The organism is Methylorubrum populi, assembly GCA_036946625.1.
Classification (GTDB): domain Bacteria; phylum Pseudomonadota; class Alphaproteobacteria; order Rhizobiales; family Beijerinckiaceae; genus Methylobacterium; species Methylobacterium populi_C.
In genome coordinates this window covers 1-23,639 of sequence record JAQIIU010000002.1, presented here as the reverse complement: position 1 = coordinate 23,639, position 23,639 = coordinate 1, and the positions used below count along the sequence as shown (strand labels likewise).

At 70.5% G+C, this 23,639-nt stretch carries 22 protein-coding genes and 1 pseudogene; 5 read left to right on the top strand and 18 right to left on the bottom strand.

Going from position 1 to position 23,639, the window contains the following annotated elements; all coding sequences use genetic code 11:
- Positions 1-45 precede the first annotated feature (45 nt).
- From PGN25_01730 to PGN25_01655, 16 genes are all read right to left on the bottom strand, one after another.
- Positions 46-456: a dihydrofolate reductase gene (locus tag PGN25_01730; protein ID MEH3116361.1), complete on the bottom strand. Its 411-nt coding sequence runs from the start codon at positions 454-456 to the stop codon at positions 46-48.
- Between the two features lie 72 nt (positions 457-528).
- Positions 529-1,272 (bottom strand): SDR family NAD(P)-dependent oxidoreductase, encoded by a 744-nt coding sequence (locus PGN25_01725; protein ID MEH3116360.1) that lies wholly within the window; start codon positions 1,270-1,272, stop codon positions 529-531.
- A gap of 5 nt (positions 1,273-1,277) precedes the next feature.
- On the bottom strand, positions 1,278-2,753 hold the full coding sequence (gene purF / locus PGN25_01720) for an amidophosphoribosyltransferase (GenBank protein ID MEH3116359.1): 1,476 nt from the start codon (positions 2,751-2,753) through the stop codon (positions 1,278-1,280).
- A 166-nt stretch (positions 2,754-2,919) separates the two neighbouring features.
- Positions 2,920-3,528: a CvpA family protein gene (locus PGN25_01715; protein ID MEH3116358.1), complete on the bottom strand. Its 609-nt coding sequence runs from the start codon at positions 3,526-3,528 to the stop codon at positions 2,920-2,922.
- Between the two features lie 595 nt (positions 3,529-4,123).
- A complete protein-coding gene (radA, locus tag PGN25_01710; GenBank protein ID MEH3116357.1) occupies positions 4,124-5,566 on the bottom strand; it encodes a DNA repair protein RadA in 1,443 nt (480 codons plus the stop codon).
- 184 nt (positions 5,567-5,750) lie between these two features.
- Complete coding sequence (alr, locus tag PGN25_01705) at positions 5,751-6,872, bottom strand: alanine racemase (GenBank protein ID MEH3116356.1); 1,122 nt, start codon at positions 6,870-6,872, stop codon at positions 5,751-5,753.
- Positions 6,845-7,657, bottom strand: coding sequence for a DUF29 family protein (locus PGN25_01700; protein ID MEH3116355.1), 813 nt, complete (start codon positions 7,655-7,657; stop codon positions 6,845-6,847). The genes alr and PGN25_01700 overlap by 28 nt, the downstream gene beginning before the upstream one ends.
- 36 nt (positions 7,658-7,693) lie before the next feature.
- The gene (locus PGN25_01695; GenBank protein ID MEH3116354.1) at positions 7,694-9,181 is read right to left on the bottom strand and encodes a replicative DNA helicase; all 1,488 of its coding nucleotides are present in this window, start codon (positions 9,179-9,181) and stop codon (positions 7,694-7,696) included.
- 357 nt (positions 9,182-9,538) lie between these two features.
- The gene (gene rplI, locus PGN25_01690; GenBank protein MEH3116353.1) at positions 9,539-10,111 is read right to left on the bottom strand and encodes a 50S ribosomal protein L9; all 573 of its coding nucleotides are present in this window, start codon (positions 10,109-10,111) and stop codon (positions 9,539-9,541) included.
- A 38-nt stretch (positions 10,112-10,149) separates the two neighbouring features.
- On the bottom strand, positions 10,150-11,193 hold the full coding sequence (locus PGN25_01685) for a hypothetical protein (protein ID MEH3116352.1): 1,044 nt from the start codon (positions 11,191-11,193) through the stop codon (positions 10,150-10,152).
- Positions 11,194-11,328: 135 nt separating this feature from the next.
- Entirely contained in the window at positions 11,329-11,580 is a 252-nt protein-coding gene (rpsR, locus tag PGN25_01680; protein ID MEH3116351.1) for a 30S ribosomal protein S18, read from the bottom strand.
- Between the two features lie 2 nt (positions 11,581-11,582).
- A complete protein-coding gene (gene rpsF / locus PGN25_01675; protein ID MEH3116350.1) occupies positions 11,583-12,026 on the bottom strand; it encodes a 30S ribosomal protein S6 in 444 nt (147 codons plus the stop codon).
- A 429-nt stretch (positions 12,027-12,455) separates the two neighbouring features.
- The gene (locus tag PGN25_01670; protein ID MEH3116349.1) at positions 12,456-12,740 is read right to left on the bottom strand and encodes a hypothetical protein; all 285 of its coding nucleotides are present in this window, start codon (positions 12,738-12,740) and stop codon (positions 12,456-12,458) included.
- A 453-nt stretch (positions 12,741-13,193) separates the two neighbouring features.
- The gene (locus PGN25_01665; protein MEH3116348.1) at positions 13,194-13,574 is read right to left on the bottom strand and encodes a DUF6481 family protein; all 381 of its coding nucleotides are present in this window, start codon (positions 13,572-13,574) and stop codon (positions 13,194-13,196) included.
- 210 nt (positions 13,575-13,784) lie between these two features.
- A complete protein-coding gene (locus tag PGN25_01660) occupies positions 13,785-13,994 on the bottom strand; it encodes a cold-shock protein (GenBank protein MEH3116347.1) in 210 nt (69 codons plus the stop codon).
- A gap of 513 nt (positions 13,995-14,507) precedes the next feature.
- Positions 14,508-14,981 (bottom strand): hypothetical protein, encoded by a 474-nt coding sequence (locus PGN25_01655; GenBank protein ID MEH3116346.1) that lies wholly within the window; start codon positions 14,979-14,981, stop codon positions 14,508-14,510.
- 130 nt (positions 14,982-15,111) lie between these two features.
- On the opposite strand from PGN25_01655, the gene PGN25_01650 reads away from it, so the two are divergent.
- Together PGN25_01650 and PGN25_01645 are read left to right on the top strand one after the other, a co-directional pair.
- Positions 15,112-15,627: a peptide deformylase gene (locus PGN25_01650; protein MEH3116345.1), complete on the top strand. Its 516-nt coding sequence runs from the start codon at positions 15,112-15,114 to the stop codon at positions 15,625-15,627.
- 142 nt (positions 15,628-15,769) lie between these two features.
- A complete protein-coding gene (locus PGN25_01645; GenBank protein ID MEH3116344.1) occupies positions 15,770-16,189 on the top strand; it encodes a hypothetical protein in 420 nt (139 codons plus the stop codon).
- Between the two features lie 23 nt (positions 16,190-16,212).
- On the opposite strand, the gene PGN25_01640 is transcribed toward PGN25_01645, so the two are convergent.
- Complete coding sequence (locus tag PGN25_01640) at positions 16,213-18,336, bottom strand: TonB-dependent receptor (protein ID MEH3116343.1); 2,124 nt, start codon at positions 18,334-18,336, stop codon at positions 16,213-16,215.
- A gap of 260 nt (positions 18,337-18,596) precedes the next feature.
- Between PGN25_01640 and PGN25_01635 the strand changes: the two genes are divergently transcribed.
- The 3 genes from PGN25_01635 to PGN25_01625 all read left to right on the top strand — a co-directional run bounded on the left by PGN25_01635 (position 18,597) and on the right by PGN25_01625 (position 21,799).
- Entirely contained in the window at positions 18,597-19,442 is an 846-nt protein-coding gene (locus tag PGN25_01635) for a DUF3750 domain-containing protein (GenBank protein MEH3116342.1), read from the top strand.
- 229 nt (positions 19,443-19,671) lie between these two features.
- Complete coding sequence (locus PGN25_01630; protein ID MEH3116341.1) at positions 19,672-20,163, top strand: N-acetyltransferase; 492 nt, start codon at positions 19,672-19,674, stop codon at positions 20,161-20,163.
- 244 nt (positions 20,164-20,407) lie between these two features.
- The gene (locus PGN25_01625; GenBank protein MEH3116340.1) at positions 20,408-21,799 is read left to right on the top strand and encodes a GntP family permease; all 1,392 of its coding nucleotides are present in this window, start codon (positions 20,408-20,410) and stop codon (positions 21,797-21,799) included.
- A 117-nt stretch (positions 21,800-21,916) separates the two neighbouring features.
- On the opposite strand, the pseudogene PGN25_01620 reads toward PGN25_01625, so the two are convergent.
- A pseudogene (locus PGN25_01620) lies at positions 21,917-23,363 on the bottom strand (aspartate ammonia-lyase).
- Between the last annotated feature and the right edge of the window lie 276 nt (positions 23,364-23,639).

Below are 23,639 nucleotides of genomic sequence, written 5' to 3'. Positions count from 1 at the left end.
AGGGGGTTGCCGGCTTGTCTGAAAAGACGATGCAAAAACGAGAGTCTAGCGCACCCGCAGCGGGCCGCCGACGAGCCAAGCCGGGTCGAACCAGCGGTCGGCCTCGCCGTCGTAGGGCAGGCGGGTGATGTCCCAGTGCTGGATGTAGCGCGCGTAGACGTTCCAGACCGCGATGCCGCCGCCGACGAAGATGCGCCGGCCGGGATAGCGCTTCAGCACCGCTTCCGGATCCTCGTGCGAGCGGATCACGTCGATGGTGCGGTCCTCGAACGCGAAGTCCGGCACCGAGGCCACGGTCTTCGGGCCGGCGATCAGCACGTGGCCCATGGTGAGCGCGAAGAAGCGCGTCACGTCCTCGACGAAGACCGGATCGGTGTTGCCCTCCCAGGGGAGCTGCCCGTCGAGGCCGAGCTGGCCCCGCTGGCCGATGGCGCAGATGCAGCGGACGTCGATCATGGCTGGAACCCGAGAAACAAAGAAAGCGGGCTCTGCCCGCAACCCCGCCGGGGCCTGAGGCCCCGGACCCCCTTACGCGGGGCTGCGGAAATCCAGAACCCGGTCGCCGGGGAAATCGTAGAGCTTGCCCGTCTCGTTCCAGGCGGGCGAGGCGAGGCGCACGAAATGCGGGCTCAGATCCTCCGGGGTCCTGAGCGTCGCCGGGTCCTCGCCCGGCATCGCCGCCGCGCGCATGCGCGTGCGCAGGGGGCCCGGGTTGAGCAGCATGGCGCGCACCTTCGTGCGCGCGTTCTCGGCGGCGTAGGTGCGCACCATCGCTTCGAGCGCCGCCTTCGAGGCGGAGTAGGGCCCCCAATAGGCCCGGCATTTCGAGGCCGCGCCCGAGGAGACGAAGACGGCGCGGCCCGCATCCGAGCGCTGCAGCAGCGGGTCGAACGAGCGGATCAGGCGCCAGTTCGCGGTGACGTTGATCGCCATCACCTGCTCCCACACCTTCGGCGTGACGTGGCTGACCGGCATCAGGTTGCCGAGGATGCCGGCATTGCCGACCACCGCGTCGAGCCGGCCCCAGCGCGCGTCGAGCGCCGCGCCGAGGCGGTCGATGGCGTCGAAATCGGTGAGGTCGAGGGGCACCAGGGTCGCGTTCCCGCCGTCCGAACGGATCGCGTCGTCGAGTTCCTCCAGCCCGCCCTGCGTGCGGGCCACCGCGACGACGTGGGCCCCGGCCTGAGCCAGCGCCAGCGCGGCGGCGCGGCCGATGCCGCGGGAGGCGCCGGTGACGACGGCGACGCGGCCGTCGAGGATCCTGCCGGCCATCGGCTTCAGTCCGCCTCGGCCAGCATCGCGAAGCGCTTCGGCCCGGCGATGGCGAGGTCGGTCAGGCCGGTCGGGTAGTCGCCGGTGAAGCAGTGGTCGGTGTATTGCGGGCAGGCGCCGTTGCGCGCCTCCTCGCCCATCGCCCGATAGAGGCCGGGGATCGACAGGAAGGCCAGCGAATCGGCGCCGATATATCGGCGCATGCCCTCCAAGTCGTGGGTGGCGGCGAGCAGCTTCTCGCGCTCGGGCGTGTCGATGCCGTAGAAGTCGGGATAGGTGATCGGCGGCGAGGCGATGCGGAAATGCACCTCGCGGGCGCCGGCATCGCGCATCATCCGCACGATCTTCACCGAGGTGGTGCCGCGCACGAGGCTGTCGTCGACGAGCACGATGCGCCTGCCCTCCACCGCGGCGCGGTTGGCCGAGTGCTTCATGCGCACGCCGAGTTCGCGCACGGTCTGGGTCGGCTGGATGAAGGTGCGCCCGACATAGTGGTTGCGGATGATGCCCATCTCGAAGGGCAGGCCGGCCTCCTGCGCGAAACCCAAAGCCGCCGGCACGCCGGAATCGGGCACCGGGATCACCACGTCGGCCTCCGGCGCCGCCTCGCGGGCGAGTTCCTGGCCGATGCTTTTGCGCACCGCGTAGACGCTCTTGCCGTTCACCACCGAGTCGGGGCGGGCGAAGTAGATGTACTCGAAGATGCAGGGCCGCATCGGCTGCCTGTCGCAGAAGCGGATCGACTCGACGCCGGCTTCCGAGATCACGATCACCTCGCCGTTCTCCACGTCGCGGATGAAGCGGGCGCCGATGATGTCGAGCGCGCAGGACTCGGAGGTGAGGATGTAGCGCCCGTCGAGTTCGCCGAGCACCAGCGGGCGGATGCCGAGGGGATCGCGGGCGCCGATCAGCTTCTTGTTGGTCAGCGCGACGATGGCGTAGGCGCCCTCGATCTGCTGCAGCGCGTCGATGAAGCGCTCGACGATGCGCGGTTTGCGCGAGCGCGCGGCCAGGTGCAGGATCACCTCGGTGTCCGAGGTCGATTGGGTGATGGCGCCGTCGCGCACGAGATCGCGGCGGATCGAGAGCGCGTTGGTCAGGTTGCCGTTATGCGCGACCGCCAGGCCGCCGCCGGCGAGTTCGGCGAACAGCGGCTGCACGTTGCGCAGGATGGTGCCGCCGGTGGTCGAGTAGCGCACGTGGCCGATGGCGGAGCGGCCGGCGAGCCGCTCGATCGTGGCGCGGTCGGAGAAGGAATCGCCGACGAGGCCCTGGCGGCGCTCGGAATGGAACACGCCCTCGTCGTAGGAGACGATGCCCGCCGCCTCCTGGCCGCGGTGCTGCAGGGCGTGCAGGCCGAGCGCGGTGATGGCCGAGGCGTCGTCGTGCCCGTAGATGCCGAACACGCCGCATTCCTCGCGAAGCGTGTCCCCGTCGATGTCCCAGTCGCGGACATCGGCGCTCGCGCAGACAACTGACATGTCGATCTCGAATCCTGGGGGCGCGGCGCGGAACCGCAAGCCTCACGTCCGGCACGGCCGCAGGCGCCGCCGCCCGCGGCCTCTGCCGCGAGGGGTTACGCCGGGACCGTCGTGAAACCGTTACCTAGGCGCGGATCGCGTCGCAACCAAGACCGGTTCCAGCATATCAGCGTTTCGGCGCAGGCCCGGCATCGCTGCGCCGCTGGGCGGGGAGGTCGGTCTCCGGCGGCGGCTCCTCGGCCGGGGTGTCGCCCTTTCCGTCGCCCTTGGGCTTGCGGAACTGCTTGAGGAAGCCTTCCGGATTGTCGGGCAGTTGCGCCACCAGCGCCTCGCCCGAACTCTCCAGGATCGGCCGGCTCTTGGCCTGCGCCGCCCAGTCCGGCACCTTGCCCTGGACCAGCCAGGCCAGGAACACCCAGCCGATCACGCAGATCAGGAAGCCGCGGCCGGCCCCGAACAGGAAGCCGAGCGACCGGTCGACCGCACCGATGCGGGAATCGAGCACGAGATCGGAGATCTTCACCGTCACCAGCGAGACCACGATCAGGGTGCCGAGGAAGATCGCGGCGATGGAGGCGACCAGCGCCACCGTGTCGCTGGAGACGTGCTGCTTGACGGTGGGCAGGAGCAGCGGGTGCAGCGACCACGCCACCGCGGCGGCGGCGACCCAGGCGATGATCGCGAGCACCTCGCGGGTCACGCCGCGCACGGCGGCGAGCAGCGCCGAGACGAGCACGATGCCGAGCACCGCGAGATCGAGGACGGAAAACGGCATTGCAGGATACGCGTTCGCAGGGGCGGGACGAGGCAGCCTTGCCGGATCGCGACGGTTCCCCCGGCCCGCGCGTCCTCAGTGATCCTTAACGATATACCCCGGCGAACCTCGGCCGTCACCTTCGGGGCGGACGGCGATGCGGGCTGCCTCTGCATGCAAATCCCCAAGGTTGAGCTTGTGGCATGTGCGCGCGAGGGTTGCGCGTGCGATTGCGCGGAGACGCCAGGGCTGGAACGGGCCTCGCGCCCGGTGAGCCGCCGGGCGCCTGCGGGCGACGGCATCGTCTGATCGCACGAAGGAGCACAACGATGATGTGGTTCGTGCCACGCATCCGCGTGAGTGTGATGTTCCGCCGAGTGCGGAGGACCAGCGTTCACCTGATCCTCCGCGTATCGCTCGGGTCGCGGTATCACCACACGGGTCGGGAGACTTCGCGGTCTCTCGGCCCACTCCTCGGGAAGCCGATGTGCCATGGCATCCCGAGGACGACCGAAGTGTTCGCGCACGTCGGTCTGCCGGGAGATCATCGCACGGGGCAGCACAAAATCAAGGTTGTCGCCTTGCAGGAGCAGGACCCGAGATGCGGAGCCGCCCGTCAGAACGGATCGTCCGGCACCGCGTGGTCGCGCACCCTCTCCCGCTTGCCCCCGACGCGCCGCGGCGCGCCCGAGGCGATGCCGGCGACGAGGTCGGCGATGTGGCGCAGGGCCTCCGTCGGCAGCGCCCGCTCGCCGGTCTCGCCCCGCCCCTGGGGGGTGATCGCCTTGCCGAAGCCGAGCTTGAGCGCCTCCTTCAGCCGGGCGGGCGCCTGCGAGACCGGCCGCACCGCGCCCGACAGGCCGAGTTCGCCGAAATAGACCGAGTCGGAGGGGAGCGCCGCCCCGGAGAGCGAGGAGACCAGGGCCGCGGCGACCGCGAGATCGGCGGCGGGCTCGGAGATGCGTAAGCCTCCCGCGACGTTGAGGTAGACGTCGTGGCCGCCCAGCCGGATGCCGCCATGGGCCTCCAGCACGGCGAGCACCATCGACAGGCGGTTCGGGTCCCAGCCGACCACGGCCCGGCGCGGCATCCCGAGGGAGGAGGGGGCGACCAGCGCCTGGATCTCGACCAGCAGCGGCCGCGTGCCCTCCATCCCGGCGAAGACGGCGGTGCCCGGCGCGGCGTGATCGCGGCCGGCCAGGAACAGGGCGGAGGGGTTCGGCACCTCGGCGAGCCCCGAATCGGTCATCTCGAACACGCCGATCTCGTCGGTCGGCCCGAACCGGTTCTTCACGGCGCGCAGGATGCGGAAGTGGTGGCCCTGGTCGCCCTCGAAGGAGGCGACCGCGTCGACCATGTGCTCGACCACGCGGGGCCCGGCGATCTGCCCGTCCTTGGTGACGTGGCCGACGAGGATGACGGCCGTGCCCGTGGTCTTGGCGAAGCGGATCAGGGCCTGGGCCGAGGAGCGCACCTGCGTCACGGTGCCCGGCGCCGATTCCACCGTCTCGGTCCACATCGTCTGGATCGAGTCGATGATCGTGAGGGAAGGGGGATGCCCCTGCGAGAGCGTCTCGACGATGTCCTCGACATTGGTCTGGGCCGCGAGTTCCACCGGGTGTCTTGCCAGTCCCAGCCGCTCGGCGCGCAGGCGCACCTGCCCCACCGCCTCCTCGCCGGAGATGTAGGCGACGCGCTCGCCGCGCTTGGCCATGGCGGCGGAGGCCTGCATCAGCAGCGTCGACTTGCCGATGCCGGGATCGCCCCCGAGCAGGATCACCGAGCCGCGCACGAAGCCGCCGCCGGCGACGCGGTCGAGCTCGTCGATCCCCGAGGGCGTGCGCGGCGCCTCCTTGGCCTCGCCGGTCAGGCCTTCGAGGGGGAAGACGCGGCCCCGCGCCCGCGACGGACGGGTCGCGGCCGGGCCGGATTGCGGGCCGGCGCTGGGAACCTCCTCCTGGATCGTGTTCCAGCCGTTGCAGGCCTCGCAGCGCCCGCGCCAGCGGTTGTAGACCGCCCCGCAGGACTGGCAGACGAAGGTCTGTTGGATCTTGGCCATGGGGCAGGATGTCTTCGGGGCCGAGCGTTTTCGGGACGTCCAACCCGCGTCCTCATCCTGAGGTGCCGAAGCAGCCTCGAAGGATCCTCCAGGAAGCGCGCGATCCCTGGACGACCCTTCGAGGCCTCCGCTGCGCTTCGGCACCTCAGGATGAGGGCGGGGGTGGGACGACCAGGTTGCGGCGTCACTCTACAGCAGAGCGAACATAACGGGAACCCAGGCCGGTGAGGATCTCGTAGCCGATGGTGCCCGCCGCCTGCCCCACGGTGTCGATGTCGAGGCTGTCGCCGATCAGCGTGGCGGTGCCGCCGCGGCGTGCCCCGGGCGCGTGGGTGACGTCGAGGATGATGAGATCCATCGAGATCAGGCCGAGGATCGGGCAGAGCACGCCGCCGACCAGGGCGTGGCCGCCGTCGCTGGCCGAGCGGGGATAGCCGTCGGCGTAGCCGAGCGAGAGCGTGGCGAGCCGGCGCGGGTCGGGCGCCCGCCAGCGGGCGTTGTAGCCGCAGGTCTCGCCGGCCTCGACGTCGCGGACCTGCAGGATCGTCGCGTCGAGCCGCACCACCGGCCGCATCGGGTTCGGTTTTCCCGGCTCCGGATTGCCGCCGAACAGGGCGTAGCCCGGCCGCAGCAGGTCGTGGCGCGCGTTTTTCGCGATGCAGGTGCCCGAGGAATTGGCGAGCGAGGCGCGCAAGTGGGGGAAGGCGTCCCGCAAGCGAAGAAAATCGGCGGCTTGCCGCGCGTTGACGGGATCGTCGGCCCGTTCCGCGCTGACGAGGTGGCTCATCACGAGATCGATGCCGGCGCGCGCGATCACCGGATCGCCCGCCAGCGCCAGGGCCTCCTCGGCCCGCAGGCCGAGCCGGTTCATGCCGGTATCGACGTGGAGCGCGGCCGGTGACGCGCCCCGCGTGGCGCCGGCCCATTCACCGAGTTCTTCCCCGCTGCCGAGAACCGGGCGCAAGGCATGGGCGCGGAAGATGTCCGCGCTGCCGGGCACCAGGCCGTTGAGCACGTAGATGGCGGCGTCCGGCAGGATTTTTCGCGCGGCGATCCCCTCGGAGAGGTGAGCCACGAAAAACGTCCGGCAGCCCGCCCGCCACAGGGCCGGGGCGACGGCGGCGAGGCCGCAGCCATAGGCGTCGGCCTTCACCACGGCGCCGCATTCGGCCTGCGGGGCGCAGGCGCCGAGGGTCCGCCAGTTGGCGACGAGAGCCGAGAGATCGACCGTCAGGCGGGCGCCGTGGCCCGAGGGCACGGGACTGTCTCCGGAGATGGTCAGGACTCCCCGCTCTCCGGTGGCCATGGCACCGGCCGGTTCATGATCGCTTCGAAGGTGTAGGGGCATTCGGCCGGAAACACATCGTCGTCGAGGCCGGTCTCGCCGGCCGTCTCGATGCGCGCCCGGCGATACGCGTCGCGAACGGCGCCCGGCAGGCGATGCTTGAGGCTCGGGAAGCGTTCGAGAAGAAGCTCGGCATCGACCCGCTTGACGCGGATGGAGATCGTCCAGCTCCGCGAACGCCGTCCTGGCTGATGATCCCACTTCAGGAGATGCATCAGGATGATCCGAAAGGCGCTCTCCAGCTTGTTGTAGATCTCGCCGCCCAAATCCTCGATCTCCTCGGCCAGATTGAGCGCGTCGAGGGCGGCGAACTGCCCGCGGCGGAGCGCCTGGGCCTGCTCGTAGGCCCAGGCATAGAGGTCACGGTCGAGGTGGTCGGGACCCGTGCGGGCGTGCGCAGCCTCGGCCAGGAGATGCGCGAGGGGCTCGGCGAGGGCTGGAGGCGGAGCCTTCGCGACGCGTGCCGCGAGATAGCGATCGGCCGGTCCGCCATCGGGCGCCACGTCGCTGACCCGCGGCAACACCGAGTCGGGCGAGACGGGCCGGCCTTCTCTGATGAAGTGTCCCGCGACCTCGAAGACGCCGCGATGCAGCCGCTCGGTCCAATCCTCGTCGCGCAGGATCGCGGCGATCCGGGCATGGACGGCGGGCTCCGCCAGGATGAGGCCGACAAGCTGCTGCTCGGCCTCGAAGACCTCGTTCAGTGTAGGATGCGCGGGTGACCGCGCCTTCGGTGCGAGAGCCAAGTCGTCTCTCCGATCCGTCTGCACGGACTGACCCTATCACATCCGCTCGGGCATCCGGTCGCTTTGGGCGAGGTTCGAGAACCGGGTGATGTTGGCGTCGAACTGCAGCTCCACCGTGCCGGTCGGGCCGTGGCGCTGCTTGCCCAGAATGACCTCGGCCTTGCCGTGGACGCGCTGCATCTCGGCCTCCCAGGCGAAGAACTCCTCCGTGCCCTCGCGCGGCTTCTTGTTGCCGACGTAGTACTCCTCGCGGAACACGAACATCACCACGTCGGCGTCCTGTTCGATCGAGCCGGATTCGCGCAGGTCCGCGAGCTGCGGGCGCTTGTCGTCGCGGTTCTCGACCTGACGCGAGAGCTGCGACAGGCCGATGATCGGCACTCCCAGCTCCTTGGCCAGCGCCTTCATGCCGGTGGTGATCTCGGTCATCTCCTGCACGCGGTTGTCGCTGCGCCTGCCGCTCCCTGACAGGAGCTGGAGGTAGTCGACGATGAGGAGGTCGAGGCCCTTCTGGCGCTTCAGGCGCCGGGCGCGCGCGGCGAGCTGGGCGATCGAGATGCCGCCGGTCTGGTCGATGTAGAACGGGATCGTCTGCATGTCCCGGGCCGCGTCGGTGATCTTGTAGAAGTCCTCGGGGCGGATGTCGCCGCGGCGGATCTTGTAGGAGGGCACGCCGGACTGCTCGGCGATGATGCGGGTGGCCAACTGCTCGGCCGACATTTCGAGCGAGAAGAAGCCGACGATGCCGCCGTTCACCGTCAGCATGGTGCCGTCGGCCTGTTTCTCGCCGCGATAGGCCTTGGCGATGTTGAAGGCGATGTTGGTCACGAGCGAGGTCTTGCCCATGGCCGGGCGCCCCGCGAGGATGATGAGGTCGGAGGGCTGGAGCCCGCCCATCTTGGCGTCGAGGTCGGTGAGCCCCGTGGCGATGCCCGACAGCTTGCCGTCGCGCTGATAGGCTTTCGCCGCCATGTCGACGGCCGCGGTCAGCGCGTCGGAGAATTTTTGGAAGCCGCCGTCGTACTTGCCGGATTCGGCGAGTTCGTAGAGCCGGCGCTCGGTCGCCTCGATCTGGTCGCGGGGCGCGGCCTCCACTGGCGCCTCGTAGGCGCCGTTGACCAGATCCTCGCCGATGGTGATGAGGCGGCGGCGGATCGCGAGGTCGTAGATGGTGCGGCCGTACTCGCCCGCATTGATGACGGTGGTGGCCTCCGCCGCGAGGCGGGCGAGGTACTGCATCGGCGTGACGCCGCCGAGATCGGCATCGCCCAGATAGGTCTTGAGCGTGATCGGCGTGGCGAGCTTGCCCGCCTTGATCAGCGAGACCGCGACTTCAAAAATCTGGCGGTGGACCGCCTCCATGAAGTGCTCAGGGAGAAGGAAGTCCGAGACGCGGTAATAGGCGTCGTTGTTGACCATGATCGCGCCGAGCAGGGCCTGCTCCGCGTCGATGTTGTGCGGCGGCACCCGGTATTCCGGCTGCACCGCCTCCAGATTGGCCGTGAGGGCGTTGGGCAGGGCCATGGCGCTTGTCCGTCGCTCCGTTTCGAAGGGTGGCCCGATCGGCCGCCCCGTCTCATGCCCGCCGGACCTTGCCTCGGGATGGTGAAGCCTTCCTTAGCCGAGCCGATTGGAGGCGGCTGCAACGCCCGCGGCTCCCGGCAGCGGGAATCACGAGCGTCATGCTGGAACGGATTGAGAACAAGTCAACGCCGAAGGCCGGCGCATCCCCGTTCTCCACCGCTTATGCCGCTTGCGCGGCCGAAGTCAGGGGTTTCGAAAGGGCAAGCCCTTTCGCGGGTCCAGGGCGGAGCCCTGGGAAAACATCGGGGCGCCGCCCCGATACCCCGCCAAAGGGATGATCCCTTTGGGAACCCGGACTTAGCCGCGGTCGTCGGCGCCCTCGCCGGCATCGGCCAGCGCCTGGCCGACTTCGAGGCCGAGGTCGTCGAGGTTGAACTGCTCGCGCTCGGTGACCGACTCGCCGCGAGCCTGGCGCTCGGCCTCTTCCGGCGAACGGGCGACGTTGACGCTCACCTTCACCTCGACCTCGGGGTGCAGGGTCACCGGCACGGTGTGCAGGCCCAGCGTCTTGATCGGCTGATTGAGGACGAACTGGCCGCGCTCGACCGTGAAGCCCTCCTTGGTGACGACTTCGGCCAGATCGCGGGTCGAGACCGAGCCGTAGAGCACGCCGGTCTCGCCGGACTGGCGGATCAGCACGAAGCTCTGGCCGTCGAGCTTCTCGGCCACCGTCTGGGCCTCGTTGCGGCGCTCGAGGTTGCGCGCCTCGAGCTGAGCGCGCTGGGCCTCGAAGTGCTTCTTGTTGTTCTCGGTGGCGCGCAGGGCCTTGCCGCGGGCGAGCAGGAAGTTGCGGGCGTAGCCGGGGCGCACGTTCACGGTCTCGCCCATCTGGCCGAGCTTGGCGACGCGTTCGAGCAGGATGACTTCCATCTGACTTCTCCTTCGGGTTTGTCGGAAGCGGGTTTCGATCAGGCGCCGCCGCGGGGTTGCGGGCGGCGCCGGTCGAGGGCGGTGTCGGCGATGCCGAACAGGATCAGGGCGAGCATGGCCACCCCTTGCGTGAGGAACAGCAGCACGTAGAGGCCGGCGAGCAGGGCGAAGCGCCCGGGCCGGCCGCGGCTGCGGTCGTGGAAGGCGGCGAGGCCCTGGAGGGCGAAGGCCGCGCTGAAGGCGCCGATCAGGGCGATGCCGAGCACGCCCGGATAGCCCGACAGCATCGCCAGCGTCAGCGCGGCGGCGAAGACCAGCAGGGCGGTGCGCGGCATCAGGGTCGCGGGCAGGTCCGGCCAGGGCCGCAGCAGGCGCCCCGAGATCTGGACGATGCGGGCGGCGGCCCAGAGGTAGAAGGTGAACAGGACGGTGAGGCCCTGCGCGGCGAGCGCGGGCGCGACGGTGGCCAGCGCGTCGGCAACCTCGCCGGCGAGGTCGTCGGATTTTCCTTGGGGGTCGCCGTCCTGCCCACCGCCCTGCGGCTGGGGCCCGGCGGCCTTCCCGTCGGTGCCGGCCGCCGATTCGTTCGCGGTATCGCCCTGCGTCGGCGCGGGGATGCGGCCGCGCTGCACCTGGACTTGCACCACCCGGCGGCTCATCGCCGAGATCTGGGCGCGGAACGTGTCGTAGTCGGGCGCGGCGATCACGGCGATCGCCACGAAGGCCAGCGCCGCGGTGCCCGCCACCCAGGCCAGCAGGCGGCCTGTGGGGTACCATTCGAGGGCGCCGTCCGCGCTCGGGCGGCCGAGCACGGCGAGGTAGGCGAGCCACCACGCGGGAACCGCGAGATAGGCGGCGAAGGCCAGTCCGAGAGAGGGCGAGACGACGAGGGCGAGCGCCAGCGCACCCGCGACGACGGCGGCCAGCGCCGCGCGATGGCTCCAGCCCAAGCCGACGATCAGGATCGGCAGCGGGGCGAGCAGGTAGAGCAGGATGGCGAGCGTCGTGGCCTTGAGCAGCACGCCGAACAGCAGTGCCGCCACGAGGCCGGCGCCCGCGCCGACGGGGATATCCTTGGTCATGAAGTCCGCTGTCCCGCTGTCCCTGAGATGGGCAGGGTTAGGGGCTGATGCCCCAGCGATCGGGCGACCCCTTTACGGGAGAGCCGCCCTCGCGGTGATCGCCGGCCGCCCGAGGAGACGGCCGGGCAGAAAGGCCTACTTGATGACGTAGGGCAGGAGGCCGAGGAAGCGGGAGCGCTTGATCGCCTGGGCGAGTTCGCGCTGCTTCTTGGCCGAGACCGCGGTGATGCGGGAGGGAACGATCTTGCCGCGCTCCGAGACGTAGCGGGAGAGCAGCTTCACGTCCTTGTAGTCGATCCTGGGAGCGTTCTCGCCCGAGAACGGGCAGCTCTTGCGACGACGGAAGAACGGACGACGGCCACCGCCGCCACCAGCACCGAAAGCCATGATCAGTTCTCCCCGCCGAAGTTGCGCTCGGGCCGGTCGCCGCGGTCACCACGGTCGCCGCCGAAATCGTCGTCGCGGCGGCGGGGACGGTCGCCGCGGTCGCGGTCCTTGCGGTCGTCGCGGTCGCGCTTCTGCATCATCGCGGAGGGCTCGGCCTCCAACTGCTCGACGCGGATGGTCATGAAGCGCAGCACGTCCTCGGAGATCTGCATCTGGCGCTCCATCTCGGCCAGGGCGGCCGGGGGAGCGGAGATGTTGAGGAGCGTGAAATGCGCCTTGCGGTTCTTCTTGATGCGGTAGGCGAGGGACTTGACGCCCCAGGACTCGATCTTCTCGATCGTGCCGCCGGCCGCCTCGATGACGCCCTTGTAGGTCTCGACCATGGTCTCGACCTGCTGCGACGTCACGTCCTGGCGCGCCAGGAAGACGTGCTCGTAGAGAGGCATTTCTGGGCCTTTCCTTGCCATAAGGAAGCCCGCCCGCGTGTCGCGGGTGTGTCGGGCCGTTCGTCCCGCGTTCTCTCGGCGCCAAGCCCTTCGAGCCGTGAAGATGGCCCGAGCGGTTGATCGAAGGCGGGAACACCGGACGACGGGATCGGTCAGTGGTGACTTAACCCTGTGCCGCGAGAGGTCGTCCCTTGCGGCACCGCCCGTTCAGCCCCCGGCCGGAGCGAACGCGAAGGCCGCGCCCTTAAAGGGATTTTTTCGCGAAGGCAAGAGCTGGGTGCCGACCGGCAGGGCTGCGCACCCGGGTTGGCGGCTTTCGACGACCGCTCCTCTTGCAGGTCCTCCTGCACGGACCCGTCATTCCGGGGTCGCGCAGCGAAACCCGGAATCCACCCGCGATGCACGACGGGACCGGCCCTCTCCCGCGGGTCAGCGGTGCCGGCGGCGCCTGTGGGGTGTCCGCCCCTTGCGCTTGGTCCGCTCCATGCAGCTCGCCCAGATCCGGCGGCCGATCTCGCGCAGGCCGAGATTGAGCGGGTCGGGCGTGGAGAAGACCTGGGCCCGGGCCTCGCTGCGGCAGAACGCGTCCTCCGCGCTGCGGATCGGCGGCTCGGACTGCGCGGCAGCGGGCGACACGGCAAGGCCCGCTCCGAGACCGACGAGCAGGCCGGCCGCCAAGCTCGTCGCCAAGTTCTTGGTCAAGTTCTTGGTCAAGCCCCGTCGGCGTGGCGCCGAAGGGCCGAGGCGGGTGCGAATGGTCCGCAAGACGATGCTGCGCAAAACTTGGCCTTCCCTCTTCACGGGCCTGTCCCTCGGCCTTCCCGTTCGCTCCCGGTTCGCCTCGACGAGATTGCGGCGATTCGGAAGCATGGAGGACAAGGTTGCGGATTACCGGGCGCTGCCAAGAGGTTTCGTCGGAAGCCTGCGTAGGCTGCCCACAGGGAATAGGGCCGGGCAAAAGAAAACGCGCCGGGCTCGAAGCGTCCGGCGCGTAGAATCGTCTCGAAGCGGTCGACTGCTCGGCCGGATATTCCGCGGGGGTCCCGGAGGCCGGGACCGACGCATCCGGAGCCTCGTCCTGGATATCGGATCCAGGACGAGGCTCTCGGTTTTAGACTTTGCATCGTCTTTTCAGACAAGCCGGAGGCCGTCTTTCGGGACGATGCTCTAGCGGCGGATCTTCACCTTGGCCTTGCGGGCGGCGTAGCGCGCGTCGCGCTGTGCCTTCTTTTCCGCGGCTTCGGAAGCCTTGCGCTCGGCGAGCGCGGCGGCCTCGGCGGCCTCGCGGGCGATCTGGGCGGCGAGTTCCGCCTCCTCACGCTGACGCTTCTCCTCCGCCGCCCTGCGCTCGGTCTCGATGCGGATGCGTTCGCGCTCGCGGGCGCGTTCGCCGCGGGCGCGGGCGACCTCGGCACGGGCCTGGGCCTTGGCCCTTATCTCCGGATCATCCAGAGGCGGACGAGCCTTGAACTTTTCGAGCAATGCCGCCTTGGCGGCCTGGGAGTTCTGACGGCGGTCTTCGAAGTTTCTGAAGTCGAATGCGCTCATATGACCTTTCTCATGCGGTGATACGGCCGACCGCCGGATCCATCACGTTCCGGGCGGCCGGGACTCGGCGCGAGCCGTTGTAGAACCGGCGCAGTCGATGCACGAGTGCGTCGCGACACGCAACAGATGCCGTCCCTGTTCGGGGCGACTTCGGTGACATTTTTCGAGCCTGTTGCCGTACAGGGTCGGTCTCCCGGGCCGCCGGCCGCGTCAGGAGGCCTGCAAGTTGACCGCGGCCGGCTTGCCGCTGCGACGGTCGTTCTCGATGTCGAAGCTGACCTTCTGCCCTTCGGCGAGGCCGCGCAGGCCCGCCTGCTGGACGGCGGAGATATGCACGAACACGTCCTTGCCGCCGTTATCGGGCTGGATGAACCCGTAACCCTTGATTTCGTCGAACCACTTCACCGTACCAGTATTCATCCGGGTTCCTCCTCCACTCGCCGCAGCGTCCCCAAGCGGAACGCGTCCCGCCATCGGCCGGAAGGCCGTCCCGTTCGTCGAAGCGAGCGAGGAGATGAGCCGGTGCCGCGCCCCTTCCGGGGACATCGAGGGCCTTGTCGGGGTCGGCCACCGATCGACGAGTCAAAGCTATGTTCGATGAGACAACCGTGCAAGCGGCGCAAAGGTTTCCCGCCGACGCGGCCCTGCGTTCAGGACGGAAATCCGTGGCGGAACCTTGGCCATTCGGGGCGAGTACGCTGAAATGGTGCGAATTTCGACCGAGTGCCGGCCTTATGACATCATTTGTTGCGGGCTGGGCAAATGGGCCGCGTACCCGTTGTCCGGAATGCGGGAAGGGGCTGCGCCGGTGCAGGGCCCGAAAAAGGGGCCGGTCTCCCGGCCGCGTCCCGTCGTTCCGCTGCGGAAGCCGTGCCCGATCGCCGTGGATCGAGGCACCGCTCCCCGAGGGTGCGGAACCCGTCCCGCCTCCGGTCAGTAATCGTAGCCGCGCCGGTCGTAACGGCGGTCGTGACGGTCGCGATCCCGGAAGCGCTGCTCGCGGTAGTAGTCGTCCCGGTCGCGCATGCGCATCTCGCGCTGGAAATCGCGTTCGCGCTGCGCCCGGGACCGCAGATCGATCCCCGGCCGTCCGTCCGGGCCGATGATGATCGACTGCGCGGAGGCCGGCAGCGCGGCGGTCATGGTCGCGGCAACGATGGTGCCGGCGAGCAGGCTCGTCACGGTCTTCATCATGATGTCGTGCTCCCTCTGGGCTTGGGAAACCAATGCATCGGTGCCGCCGCGGTTCCGACATGTGCCCGATCCTCCCGGATCGGCGCGGATAGATCGATCTCGATCGCGGTCCCTCTCGGCCAAAGCGGGTTTCTTCGATCTTTCGTTTGCGGGCCGGACGTGTCCGGTCTTGCCGCGGCCGGTCTTGCCGCGGCCGGCATCGCGGCCGATCACGGAGGCCCGACCCGGGGGCGGAGACGGCGCATCGGACCCTTTCACCGTCTGGTATGGGGGGGGGATCGAAGCGTGTCCCGCCGCGGACATCGCCCATCCCCGCGCCGTTCGTGTCCCGGAAGCCGTGCCCATGCCCGCCCTGCCGCTGATCCTCTATCCCGATGCGCGCCTGCACCGCCCGGCCGGTCCCCTCACCGTGTCGGACGAGGCCCTGCGCGCGCTCGCGGCGGACGTGCTCGACACTCTCGGAGCCGTCTCGGCGATGGGGCTGACCGCGATCCATGTCGGGCGTCCGGAGCGGGTGGTGGTGATCCGCCTCCAGCCGGACGAGCCGCACGCGGTCTACGTCGATCCCGCCGTCGTCTGGGCCTCGCCGGAGCGGGCCTCGCATCCGGAGGGGAGCGTCTCGATGCCGGGCGTGGTCGAGCCGGTGGAGCGGCCGGCCCGGATCCGGGTGCGCTACCGCGACCTCGACGGCGCCGGGCGCGAGGAGGAGGCCGAGGGCCTGCGCGCCGCCTGCCTGCAACACGAGATCGATCAGCTCGACGGTATCTTCTGGATCGACCGGCTGACCCGGCTGCGCCGCGACCGGGCCCTCAAGCGCTACGCCAAGCTGCGGGCGCAGGGGACGCGTGCGGGATCGTGAGGCCTCGTGAGAGGGGGACGGGGCCACGGGCGAGCGGCGCTCGGTCCGGGGCGCCGGGCATGGTATGCCGGGCGTGAGCACACCGTTCCGAGGGCCGGCAGCCGCCGTTCGGGGCGAGGCTTCCGCCGTCCGAGACCGATCCATGTCCCGCCTGCCGCTCTCCGTCCTCCGGACTCTGGCCGCCCCGGCCGTCATCGCCCTGATGCTGTCCGCCTCGTGCGCCGCCGCGCAGGGAGTGGGGGCGAGGACGAGCGATCCGAAGGCGCCGGCCCGGCCCGCCGCCGTGATCGGCTGCACCTCGCTGGCCAATCTGCGCAGCCTCCTGCGCAGCACGGGGGAGGACCGGGCCGCCGCGCTCGCGCTCGCCGCCGATCCGAAATCCGATCTCGGCTGCAGCCCCGTGGACCGCGCGGCGGTCACGGGGCTCGCCGACCACGTCGCCCTCAACGGCCGCGCCTACGACTGCCTCGCGCTCAAGGGCACGGCGGTGTGCCACTGGACGGCGGCCGGCGCCGTCACGCCGCCCGAGCGGCCGGCGGTGAAGCCGGCCCGCGGCAAGTAGGGGCGGGGGGAGGGGCGCGGCCTTTAGAACCGCGCGGTCAGGAACAGGCGGACGTTGCGGCCCGGCAGCAGGATCTCGTCCTTCTTGAACGAGGCCGCGTTGCGGATGTCGTCGTCGAGCAGGTTGCGGCCCTGGAGGCCGAGCGTCACCTCGGTGGCGCCGTAGATCGCCGGGTCGAGGGCCTGGGTGTAGGCGAGTTCGGCCCGCAGGTCGTTCCAGCCCGGGGTCGTCGTCTCGAACGGGGCGATCTCGACGTGGTCGAAGGCGTGCAGGAGGTTGATCCGCGCGAACCAGCCGCCCGCCCGCACGAAGGCGCCGCCGCCGAGCCGGTGCGGCGGGATGCGCGGCACGTAGCTTCCGTCGTCGAACTGGGCCCGGACGAAATCGTACTGCGCCTCGATCCCCGCCCAGCCGTCGCCGACGGCGAACAGGTCGAGCTGCGCGCCGATCTCGGCGCCGGTGAAGGTGGCGTTGGCCTGCGAGTAGACGACCTGGCGCAGTTCGTCGCCGCTGCCGCAGGAGGCGAAGTCGTCGTCGCAGCGGTTGCCGGTGTCGCGCTTGTAGACGAAGCCGGTGTAGCGCGTGACGTAGCCGGTGGCGTCGAGGCGCAAGGGGCCTTCCGCCCGGCGTAAGGACATCTCGACCGTGCGGGCGCGCTCCAGCCGCAGGGTCGGGTCGCCGATCTCGAAGGTCGCGGTGGCGTCGTGCGGGCCTTGCGAGAACAGCTCGTAGCCGGTCGGCGCGCGCTCGACGTAGGAGCCGTTGACGCTCGCCACGAAGCCGTAGGGCAGATCCTGCAGGGCGCCGAAGCTGGCGCTCTTCGGGGCGAAGCGGCGGGTCAGGGCAAAGCTCGCCGGATCGGTGCCGTCGGGCAGGTCATCGCCGGGAAACAGTGTCGCGATGCTGTTGAGCCGGTCGCCCTCGATCCGGGCCGCCGCCTGGAAGCGCAGGCCTCCGCCCACCGCCAGTTCCTCGAACAGGTAGGCGGCGAGCATCCGCGACTCGGTCTTCGGCAGGAAGCTCTCGAGCTGCGAGTTGAGCACGCGCCGGCCCGCCTGCACGCCGACCGCGCCGGTGAGCGTGCCCAGCGCCGTGAAGACCGGGACGTGCTGCGCCTCGAAGCGGGCCTCGACCTCGCGGTTCTTGAAGATCGCCTGGACCCCCTCGACTCCGTCCTCGCCGATGCCGATCTCCGCGTGGCGGTAGACCGATCCGCCGGCCCAGAACCGCAGCACCTCGAACGGCCCGTTCAGCGGCCGATATTCGCCGCGGGCGAGCAGGCGGTCCTGGTTCGGGGTCAGCCGGGTGCGCGCCGCCTCGGCCTCGCCGCCGGGGATCTGGTAGAGCGCGTCGTAGTGGCTGAACGCGAGGCCGACGAAGCCGCGCTCGCCGATCGCCGAGATGCCGACCGAGCCGCCCTGCGATTGCGTGGCCGAGTTGCGCTGGATGCCGCCGGGGATCGCGTAGGAATCGGTGGCGGTCCTGAACCCGTCGGCGTGGACCGCGATGCCGTTCGCCCCCGCATCGACGCTGGCCGCCCCGGTCCGGCCGTTGTCGACGCTTGTGGTGCCGGTCGTGACCTGCCCCGTGATCCCGCGGGCGGGGATGAAGGTCGGCACCTGGTTGTTCTCGGCCGAGACCACGCCGCCGATCGCGCCCGAGCCGTAGCGCAGCGTCGCCGGGCCGCGGATCACCTCGATCCGGCCGGCGTTGAGCGGGTTGACCGGCACCGCGTGGTCCTCGCCGAGATCCGACACGCCGCCGTTGACGATGCCGTTCTCCTGGATGCGCACCCGGGCGTTGTCGAGGCCGCGGATGATCGGCCGCGAGGCCGCCCCCGGCGCGTAGGTCGAGGCGGAGATGCCGGGCCGGTCGAACAGCGCGTCGCCGAGCGTGCGCGGCTGGTCGCGGGCGATCCGCTCCTGCGGCACCACCGTGACCGGCGAGAAGGTGTTCGTCACCACCGGCAGCAGCTCGGCCGCCCGCGCGGCGAGGGTGGCCGGCGGGACCGCCGTGGCGGCCGGTTCGGCCTGGATCGGGCTCACCGAGGTCACGCCGATCTCCTCCAGCGTGGCGGCTTCCTGCCCCCGCGCCGTGGAAACCGTGCCGGGCGCGACCGTCAGCACCGCCCCCGCCGCCAGCAGCATCCGTCCCGAGCGTCCGCGCCGCATTCCCGTCGATCCAGCCTGGCTACGTTACAATGTTTCATTACCGAGGTGTTACAATGTTGCAAGGCCTGTCCGCTCCGCTTGCCCGGGCAGGGACGATCCGGGCCCGGTGTGTGGCCGGCCTGCATCAGGCCGGTTCGCGGCACCGCAGGCGCTTGTGCCGAGCGGGGCCGGAGGCCACATCGAGTCTCCCGGAGGGCAGGTGCCGCCTGCCGGGGCCTCGACATCTCCGGAACCCGATGTCTGCCGACGTGCTTCTTCCCGCCCTCCGCTTCCTCCTCCTCGGTCTCGCTCTCCTCGTCCTTCTCTTCCTGGTTCCGCTCGCGACCCACGCCCTGTGGTGGACCGCGAAGGGCGGACGCGCGGAGAACTGGTCGAGCGCGGACTGGTCGAGCGCGGGCCTGCTGCCGCCGGCCGCCGCCGTGCCGGGGGCGATGGTGCGGGTCTACGCCGCCCGGGTCGGGCGCTGGCGGGGCATCTTCGCCCATCACAGTTGGGTGGTGGTCAAGGAAGCGAACGCCCCGCGCTACACCCGCTACGACGTGGTCGGCTGGGGCCGGCCGGTGCGCACCGACGCCTACGCGCCGGACGGGCGCTGGTTCGGCAACGCGCCGGAGATCGTGCTGGCGCTCGACGGCGCCGCGGCGGCGCGGGCGATTCCCGAGATCCGCTCGGCGGTGGCCGACTATCCCTACCGCAGCCTCGGCTCCTACCGGGCGTGGCCGGGCCCGAACTCGAACACCTTCGCCGCCCACGTGGTCGCGCGCATCCCCGGCAACGACGTGCCGCTGCCGCCGACCGCGCTCGGCAAGGACTGGACGCCCCCGGGCCGCTATGCCGAGCGCACCCCGAGCGGCACCGGCCTGCGCCTGTCCTGGCGCGGCTATGTCGGCCTGACGCTGGGCTGGGTGGACGGGTTCGAGATCAACCTGCTCGGCGCGGTGGCGGGCCTCGACTGGCGCCGCCCGGCCCTGAAGCTGCCGGGCTGGGGCCGGATCACCCTGATCCCCGGCGGCGACGCGGACAAGGCGGCCCCGACGACGGGTCCGGAGCGCCGCCCGGCACCCGGTCCCGTCTCCGGTTGAGCCGGCCCCGGAACGAGGCTCGGCGCCGCGACGGCGTCCGGTCCGGAAGGGCCACGTCGCCCTGCCGCCGGCCGGCACAATCCAGCTTCGGGCTGTCGGCGACCGAGAAGGTCCCCTTGCCCCAGGTGGGCGCCGCGGGCGAAGGGCGGTCGCAGGGCCCGATCCGTGATACGAGCGCGCGGATCGGACTTCCGAGACCGGCGCGCTCCCAATGAACACCACGAACACGATGACCGACCTTGCCATCCGCCCGGCGCAAAGCCGCGACCACGACGCGATCTGGTCGATCCTGGAGCCGATCCTGCGCGAGGGCGAGACCTACGCCCTGCCGCGGGACTGGGACCGGGAGCGGGCGCTCGCCTACTGGTTCTCGCCGGCCCACCATGTCTTCGTCGCGGAAAGCGCGGGCGCCATCCTCGGCAGCTACTACGTCCGCGCCAACCAGCTCGGCCCCGGCGACCACGTCGCCAACGGCACCTACGCCACGCATCCGCGGGCACGGGGCCGGGGCGTGGCCCGCGCCATGGGCCTGCACTCCTTCGGGGCCGCCCGGACGCTGGGCTTCACGGCGATGCAGTTCAATCTGGTCGTCGCCACCAACACCCACGCGGTCGCCCTGTGGACGAGCCTCGGCCTCAAGGAGGTCGGCCGCCTGCCCGGCGTGTTCCGCCATCCCGCGCGGGGGGCCGTCGACGCGCTGGTGATGCACCGGGGCCTGTAATACCGTTTCCGATCGATCGCCTCGGGTCTGGCCCCCCTCCGTCATCGCGAGCGGCCGCGAAGCGATCCAGGGCGCGGGCATGTCCGCGCCCTGGATGGCCACGGCTTCGCCCCGCAAGGACGCAGGACAGGCCGAACGCATCGACCGGATGGCGTACGACTCCCTCCATTGAACACGGCCGCGCTTCGGGCAGACTGACCGTCGCGCACGCGAAGAGAGAATCGGTGCGCCGGAGGGCGCATCCTTGAGCTTCCTGATCTGCCTCGCGGCGCTCGTCTTCCTGATGGGAATCGCCTATCGCGGCTTCTCGGTGATCCTGTTCGCGCCCGTCGCCGCCATGGGCGCGGTGCTGCTGACCGATCCGGCCGCCGTGCCGATCCTGTTCTCCGGGCTGTTCATGGAGAAGCTGGTCGGCTTCCTGAAGCTCTATTTTCCCGTCTTCCTGCTCGGCGCCGTGTTCGGCAAGCTCGTGGAGATTTCGGGCTTCGCCCGCTCCATCGTCGGTGCCGTCACCGGGCTGCTGGGGGAGGGACGGGCGATCGTCGCCATCGTGCTGGTCGGCGCGATCCTCACCTACGGCGGCGTCTCGCTGTTCGTGGCGGTGTTCGCGGTCTATCCCTTCGCCGCCGAGCTGTTCCGCCGCAGCCGCATCCCCAAGCGCCTGATTCCCGGCACGATCGCGCTCGGCGCCTTCACCTTCACCATGGACACCCTGCCGGGCACGCCGCAGATCCAGAACATCATCCCGGCCTCCTTCTTCAAGACCGACGCCTACGCCGCCCCCTGGCTCGGCATCGTCGGCGCGCTGTTCGTGTTCGCGGTCGGCGTCGCCTATCTCGAATGGCGCCGCCGCCGGGCCGGCGACGAGGGCTACGGCGAGGGCCACGCCAACGAGCCGCAGGCGGCCGAGGACCGGGTCGTCATCCACCCGGCGGTCGCGCTGCTGCCGCTCCTCGTCGTCGGGATCGGCAACCGGCTGCTGCTCGCCTGGATCACCGGCGCCTACGGCGAGCAGGCGAGCGCGGCGCTCACCCCGGAGATGGCCGCCCACCCCGTCACCGTGCCGGTCAGGACGGTGGCGGCGATCTGGGCGGTGGAGGGCGCGCTGCTTCTCGGCATCCTCGCCACCGTGATCCTCGGCTACCGCAACCTCGCCGATCGCTTCTCCGACGGCTCGAAGGCGGCGGTGGCGGGTTCGCTCCTGGCCGGCATGAACACCGCCACCGAGTACGGCTTCGGCGCGGTCATCGCCGCGCTGCCCGGCTTCAAGGTGATCGCGGACGCGCTCTCGGCGATCCCCAACCCGCTGATCAACGAGGCGGTGACGGTCAACGTGCTGGCCGGCGTCACCGGCTCGGCCTCGGGCGGGCTCTCCATCGCGCTGGGCGCCCTGTCGGGCCGCTTCGTCGAGGCGGCGCAGGCGGCCGGCATCCCCCTGGAGGTGATGCACCGGGTCGCCGCCATGGCGAGCGGCGGCATGGACACGCTGCCCCACAACGGCGCGGTGATCACGCTGCTCGCCGTCACCGGCCTGACCCACCGCCAGTCCTACGGCGACATCTTCGCCATCACGATCATCAAGACCGTGGCCGTGTTCTTCGTGATCGGGGTCTATTACCTGACCGGCTTGGTCTGAGCGCCCGCCCGGCGCCGGGAGGTCGGCCGGGCGCCGAGGCCGTCGGCATTGGCGCGGCTCCAGGCGTAGCCCGTCATCCGATAGCGCTCGCCGGCCGGATCGCGACCGGGCCCGTCCTCACCCCGCCGTCCCGGCCTTCTGCCGCCGGGTCGGGTGGGTCATGGCTTCGAGTTCCAGAAGCTGATTGAGCTGGGCTTCCGTCAGCAGGCCCTCCTCCAGCACCAGTTCGGCCACCGGCCGGTTCTCCTTCAGGGCCCGGCGGGCGACGCGGGAACTCGCCTCGTAACCCAGCGTCGGCGCGAGCGCCGTGACGAGGCCGACCGAGCCCTGGACCAGGCTGCGGCAGCGCTCGCGGTCGGCCTCGATCCCCTCGATGCAGCGCTTGGTCAGGGTGTCGATGGCGGCCGTGAGCATCCGCAAAGAGCTCAGCACGCAGTAGCCGAGGGTCGGCTCGAAGGCGTTGAGCTGGAGCTGGCCGCCCTCGGCGCAGAGCGTCACCGTGAGGTCGTGGCCGATCACCATGTAGGCCACCTGATTGACCACCTCCGGGATCACCGGGTTGACCTTGCCCGGCATGATCGAGGAGCCGGCCTGCACCGCGGGCAGCCGAATCTCGCCGAGGCCCGTGCGGGGGCCGGACGAGAGCAGGCGCAGGTCGTTGCAGATCTTGGAGAGTTTCACGGCGACCCGCTTCAGGGTGCCGGAGAACAGAACGAAGGCGCCGAGATCCGAGGTCGCCTCGATCAGGTTCGAGGCCAGCACCATCGGCTGGCCGGAGAGCCGCGACAGCTCCTCCACCGCGAGCGCGGCGTAGCGCGGGTCGGCGTTGATGCCGGTGCCGATCGCGGTCGCCCCGAGATTCACCTCGCGAAAGAGGCCGACGATCTCGGTGAGCCGCGCCACGTCCTCCTTGATCGTGGCGTGGAAGCCGTCGAATTCCTGGCCCAGCGTCATCGGCACCGCGTACCTGAAGCTGGGTGCGGCCCATCTTCAGCACGTCGGCGAACTCCACCGCCTTGCTCTTGAAGGCGTAGGCGAGGTCGTCGAGCGCCTTCACCAGGGGTCGCGTGGCGAAGATCACCGCGAGCCGCAGGGCGGTCGGGTAGGCGTCGTTGGTGGATTGGGCCATGTTGACGTCGTCGTTGGGGTGCAGCGCGGCATAGTCGCCGGGCGCCCGCCCCATCAGCCTCAGGCCCACATTGGCGATCACCTCGTTGGCGTTCATGTTGGTCGAGGTGCCGGCCCCGCCCTGGATCACGTCGACCACGAAGGCTTCGGCGTAAAGGGGGTCGCTCGCGACGAGGGTGCAGGCCTCGTCGATGATCCGCGCCTTCGCCTTCGGCAGGTAGCCGAGCCGGTGGTTGGCCCGCGCCGCGGCCTGCTTCACCAGGGCGAGCGCCCGCACGAGGTCCGGGTAATGGCCCACCGGCACGCCGGTGATGGGAAAGTTCGCCACCGCCCGCTTGGTGTGGAGGCCCCACAGGGCGTCCGCCGGCACCTCGCCGTCGCCGAGCAGGTCGTGCTCCGGGCGGGTTCTTCGACCGTCCAGCGCCACCTTGCGCACGGTGGCGACGGCGAGATCCTCCTCGTGATGGAGAGACTCCGCCTCGGCGGCGGCCGATCCCGCCGCACCGGCCGCGTCCTTCACGGCCTTCCGGGCTTCCTTCCTGCCCGTGCGCTTACTTGCGCGCTTGGCCGGCGTCCTTGCCTGCGCGCTTGGCCAACCGCTTGGTCTCGGTGTCCGCCGTCGTCTTCGCCACGCAAGCCTCTCCGATCGAGGGTCGGGCCGGCCGGGTCGTCGGGTCCTTGCGGCCGGTTGCCGTCGGGACGGTCTTGAGAT